This window comes from Spirosoma sp. (assembly GCF_048594605.1).
Taxonomy (GTDB): Bacteria; Bacteroidota; Bacteroidia; order Cytophagales; family Spirosomataceae; genus Spirosoma.
The window spans coordinates 1-4487 of record NZ_JBMDWV010000244.1 but is presented as its reverse complement, the minus strand read 5'-3'; the positions used below and the strand labels follow the sequence as shown (position 1 = coordinate 4487).

General features: G+C 48.7%; 3 protein-coding genes and 1 pseudogene. 1 reads left to right on the top strand and 3 read right to left on the bottom strand.

What is annotated here, in order from left to right:
* On the top strand, positions 1-850 hold an 850-nt coding region (locus tag ACOJS8_RS15230), incomplete at its 5' end, for a glycosyltransferase (RefSeq protein ID WP_420149398.1).
* An 87-nt stretch (positions 851-937) separates the two neighbouring features.
* Here ACOJS8_RS15230 and ACOJS8_RS15225 read toward each other — a convergent pair.
* The 3 genes and pseudogenes from ACOJS8_RS15225 to ACOJS8_RS15215 form a co-directional block, all read right to left on the bottom strand.
* On the bottom strand, positions 938-2122 hold the full coding sequence (locus ACOJS8_RS15225; RefSeq protein WP_420149397.1) for a S8 family peptidase: 1185 nt from the start codon (positions 2120-2122) through the stop codon (positions 938-940).
* A 153-nt stretch (positions 2123-2275) separates the two neighbouring features.
* Positions 2276-3643, bottom strand: coding sequence for a PhoPQ-activated pathogenicity-related family protein (locus ACOJS8_RS15220; RefSeq protein WP_420149396.1), 1368 nt, complete (start codon positions 3641-3643; stop codon positions 2276-2278).
* Positions 3644-3715: 72 nt separating this feature from the next.
* A pseudogene (locus ACOJS8_RS15215) lies at positions 3716-4487 on the bottom strand (hypothetical protein); the annotation flags it as partial.

The following is a 4487-nucleotide window of genomic DNA, read 5'->3' as shown; positions in this document are numbered from 1 at the left end:
GGAACCATCCGATACGTTCCTGGGTAAGCTTAAACAGGATTGCCTTCGCTATCTGGTTGCCAATCATCTGCTCAAGCCTTGCACAGATACATACAACACCATTCTAAGCAGTTATGGACTTCCTACAACGAAAAAGTTCGTTTTCGATACGTTTTTCCAGGAACCTGATTTGGTCCTGCAAAGTGGTACACCTGGCTTTGAATTTAACCGCCCCGATTTAAGTCCTACTATTCGTTTTGTGGGGCCTATGTTGCCGTATAGTCAGGGTGTTCAGCATCCTTTTCGGCAGATAAAACTGACGCGCCAATACAAGCATGTCGTACTGGTGACACAGGGAACGGTAGAGCGTAATCCCGAAAAAATTATCGTGCCTACCCTCGAAGCCTTTAAAGACGATGATCAGACGTTGGTTATTGCAACGACCGGTGGTTCACAAACCCAGGCATTACAGGCTCGTTATCCACAGGCTAACCTTGTCATTGAAGACTTTATCGATTTTAATCGGGTAATGCCTTATGCGCATGTATACGTAACGAATGCGGGCTATGGGGGCGTTATGCTGGCCTTACAGAACGGATTGCCGATTGTAGCTGCTGGCGTACACGAAGGGAAAAACGAGATTGCCGCTCGCATTGGGTACTTTAAGGTCGGTATAAGCTTAAAAACAGAAAACCCCACGGCTACTCAGATTCGTCAGAGCGTCGGGCGCATACTAAATGACAAGCAATATAAACGTAACGCAGAGCAGTTAGGGGCCGAGTTTCGGCAATACAATACGAACCAGCTGTGCGAAAAATATATTGCTGAACTGCTGGAGCAATCAGCCAGCTACGTAATGGCTGTTAGCTAGTAGTGAGTGCTGGCCGCTACCTGTCATTTAGCGCATAATGTCATTCGATATGCAAAAATGGCAGGTAACGACCGGACTCACTTTAATTTAGAATTGTGGCGCCTGAGCCATACCGGTTCCTACATCGAACGGATCAAAACCATTTATCATACCTGTTGTAACGCCGGAAGCAACCAGACGGGCAGTTAGGCCATTGGTCGTTAGCGCACCCATACCCCGTAATTTTTCGGCCCACAAGGCCGCTACACCCGCTACGTGAGGAGTAGCCATACTGGTACCACTCATACTCACCAGACCCCCACCTCGTTTAGCCGACTGGATATTGACACCCGGCCCGGCAATGATAGCCCCCGTATTGGAGAAAGAGGCAATTGAAAAGGTAGCAGCATTTTGCCCCAGAGCCGCTACGGAAACAAAGCCGTCCGAAACGGCGGGTGGACTCACTGCGATTTCAAAGTCCGGATTTTGGTCGCGTCGACTTTCATTGCCGGCCGCAGCTATCAGTAACGTAGTTTGGAAGAATGGGCTACCTGCACGAATGAACTGAGCCATTTTTTCGAAGAGTTGCACGTTGGCCCGATAGCCTTCCAGCGCGCGCGACGTGGCCAACTCAGGAGGCATACCGCTATCCTGTAATCGTTTCACCAGACCTGGAAAATCAATTCCCAGCGACATGGAAATGACATTTGCCCCATTCTGAGTGGCCCATTGAATAGCATTGACAATACTGGCGCTTGAGCCGCCACTAGCACCTAAAACCTTACCAATCAGTGCTTTCTGAACCCCTTTCGCAACACCGATACGTGTATTGTTGACGTCCCGGCCAAAAATGGTACCTGCGCAGTGTGTACCGTGGCCATGCTGGTCGCCGTTACCTTCGCCCGTAAAATCCTGCTGAACCAACGTAACGCCCGCAAAAGCCGGATGCGTTGCATCAATGCCCGTGTCGAGCACAGCCACGACCACACCATTTCCTGTAAATGGCGATGTATCAGCGCCAACCGCTTTTATACCCCACGCAACTGACGGAGCGGCTGGCTGCAATACGTCCTGAACATTGAAAGGCTCGACCAGTTTCATCGGAATGGTCGGTGCTACAGCTACAACGTCGGAACTACGGGTCAGTTCCGGCAGATCCCGTCGATCAATTCTTTCGACTTCGACCGTGACACCCGCTGCTTCCGCCGGGAGAGCATTAGGCGTAGCTCCTCCCCGGAATATATCGCGGGTAACTGCGGAAAGGGTGCGGAGAATAATGTGTTCTTCGTTCATTGTTGTTATAGATTTAGGAAGGATGAATAAAAGAATCCTGTTACGTTCTTAAAACTATAACGAACTCCCTGGCAACAGGTAGATATATTATTATTCGGTAAAGGATTTAGTTAGTGTGTATTTTCTCAATTAGCACGTAATCAGAATGCTCCATCAATTCAAAAATAGTTCGTTGTTATCGGTCATGAACATGCGCGTGCTTTCTGTGTACGTACCGCCCGTCGGCGATTTATATTTCAGATCGACATAGAACGCCCGATAACCTGATTTGGGGTACGTGTCGCTTACGGAAAAGCTGGATTTATCCTTGATTCCCAAGCTTTTACCTTCCCACTTTTCATCCTGAAAAATTGGGTCTGTCGAATTGGCCGACCAGATCGTTACGTCTTCCAGCTTGTCGGAAGTGGCTTTTATTGTCAGGTCAACGCCTTTTTTGGTGGTCGATACGTTCCATTGGCAGGCCGGGTAAGGCTGTTTGGTCAACGTAGTGGCGAAAAAAGCATTCAGGGCTTCCAGTGCCTGCCGCTTATCGCCAAGGTCGTGTCCTACATTGGGAACGTAGTGAATGTAATTTTCGCCCGGAATCTGGCCAATGTAATGCTTCACCGCATCGACGGTCCAGTAGGGGTCGTTGGTGCCCATGAAAAGCATTTTGGGCATAGTCAGCTTTTTCCGGTACGAGTATGGGTCTATCATTTCCGTAATCGCGCTACCTTCCTTGCTGTGTACTGTTTGCGGAATGCCCAGCTTTACGTAGTCGTCAATTTCAACACTGTACTTGTTCCAGAGCTTCATCTGATAATCCAGATTGACGGGCATATTTAGTATGTCGATTACCATCGGCGCAATGGCTACAGCCCGCTTGTCGCTGGCGCCGGTCAGCCAGGTTGTCCAGCCCCGTTTGGAAGCTCCCGAAACGACAAACCGATTAATGTCTTTATGGAGCGTTTGTTTACCAAATTCCTGTACGGCATCCATCGCCCGAACGGCGCTTTTCACCATTGGAAAAAGCAATGGCCATGTATAATCACCGTCTTTTTTAAACTGATGTAACGTATAGGAAATCAGCGCATCTTCTTTCAGGTTGTCATAAAGCGGCTGATTGGGAGTTTGGCGGAGTACGGCCACAACGGATTTGTTTTTGCTGGCTAACGTACTGATGGCCTGGTTGAACGCATCTTCGCGTTTGTTCCAATTGGGTTCGCCGTCTTTTACCGAACCGCCCGTAATGAACAGCAGCGCTCCGTCGGTTTTAACTTCGTTCGGTACCAGCACCGAAAGCTGGTGTTTCCAGGTATGTTCCCGCCATTTCTGAGAGGTGAGAAGAACTTCATAAGCCGTAATGTCGCCGTAATTGTAGGTGTCTTTCACTTCCCACTTGAACGTTTTATCGTCATTGTGCAGATAGCTTTCCAAAGCAGTCGACGGAGTAATTTCATCGGCAGGTTCGGGCAATGAGAAGGCAAATAAAGCGCCGATAAGTCCGGTAAGAATAAACGTTTTGAAGAAGTATTTTTTCATGGAATCGTACGTGTTAAATTCAATACGTGGCTTTTCTTTTTTGTCCTCCCTACGTCAGGAGGACAAAGTTTATTACTTCCTATTATATGCATCCGCTTTTGGCGAATCAGCAATTAATTTCAAGGCTTCGTCCATATAAATTTCGGCTGTATGCTCACCCAGGCTGGTTCGGCTGATGTATTCGTAACGGGCAAAGCTGTTGAAATCTACTTTCGTCAGCATGTACCCAAACGCGTCATTGGTCAAACCGAATAGCATCGGTACGTTCGTGCGCATGTGTCGTTTCATGTAGTACCCCACGTTGGGCAGGGCTTCGCCCGGAGTAGTTAGAATCTGCGTCGTACCAATATTGAGCAGGTTAACCTGCGCTACCACCTTATCACCAGCAGTTAGCTCATACTTTAGTGGTGATTTTTTGACGATGTATTTCATTATGTCCGACTCAATGGGAAACGTAACGTTTCGGGCTGAACAGAAAAGTGATGGGTTGGTTTGGGATTCGGCCGTGCCTACGATACGTAGGGCTTCGTCGGCCAGGAGTTCCCCGATTCGGATGCATTCCTCCCACGTATTATTTTCTTTGCCGTTGGCCCGTCGGTTGTCGGCCGTGACCATGCCGCCCTGAGCGCTATTCATGAACATTGCTATACCACCCGCCTGACGTTCAATGCGTTGACACAGCGGTCCGCACAAGTCCGGACTAAGAATCCCGCGTTCTGAACCAATTACTTCAGGATGAATGGCGTAATTGACCAACGTAATGATAGGTTTTCCCGACGAAGCCACTGCCTGAATTACGCCACAGCGCGGATCATACAGATCGGGAGCGTAGTAATTATAGGCG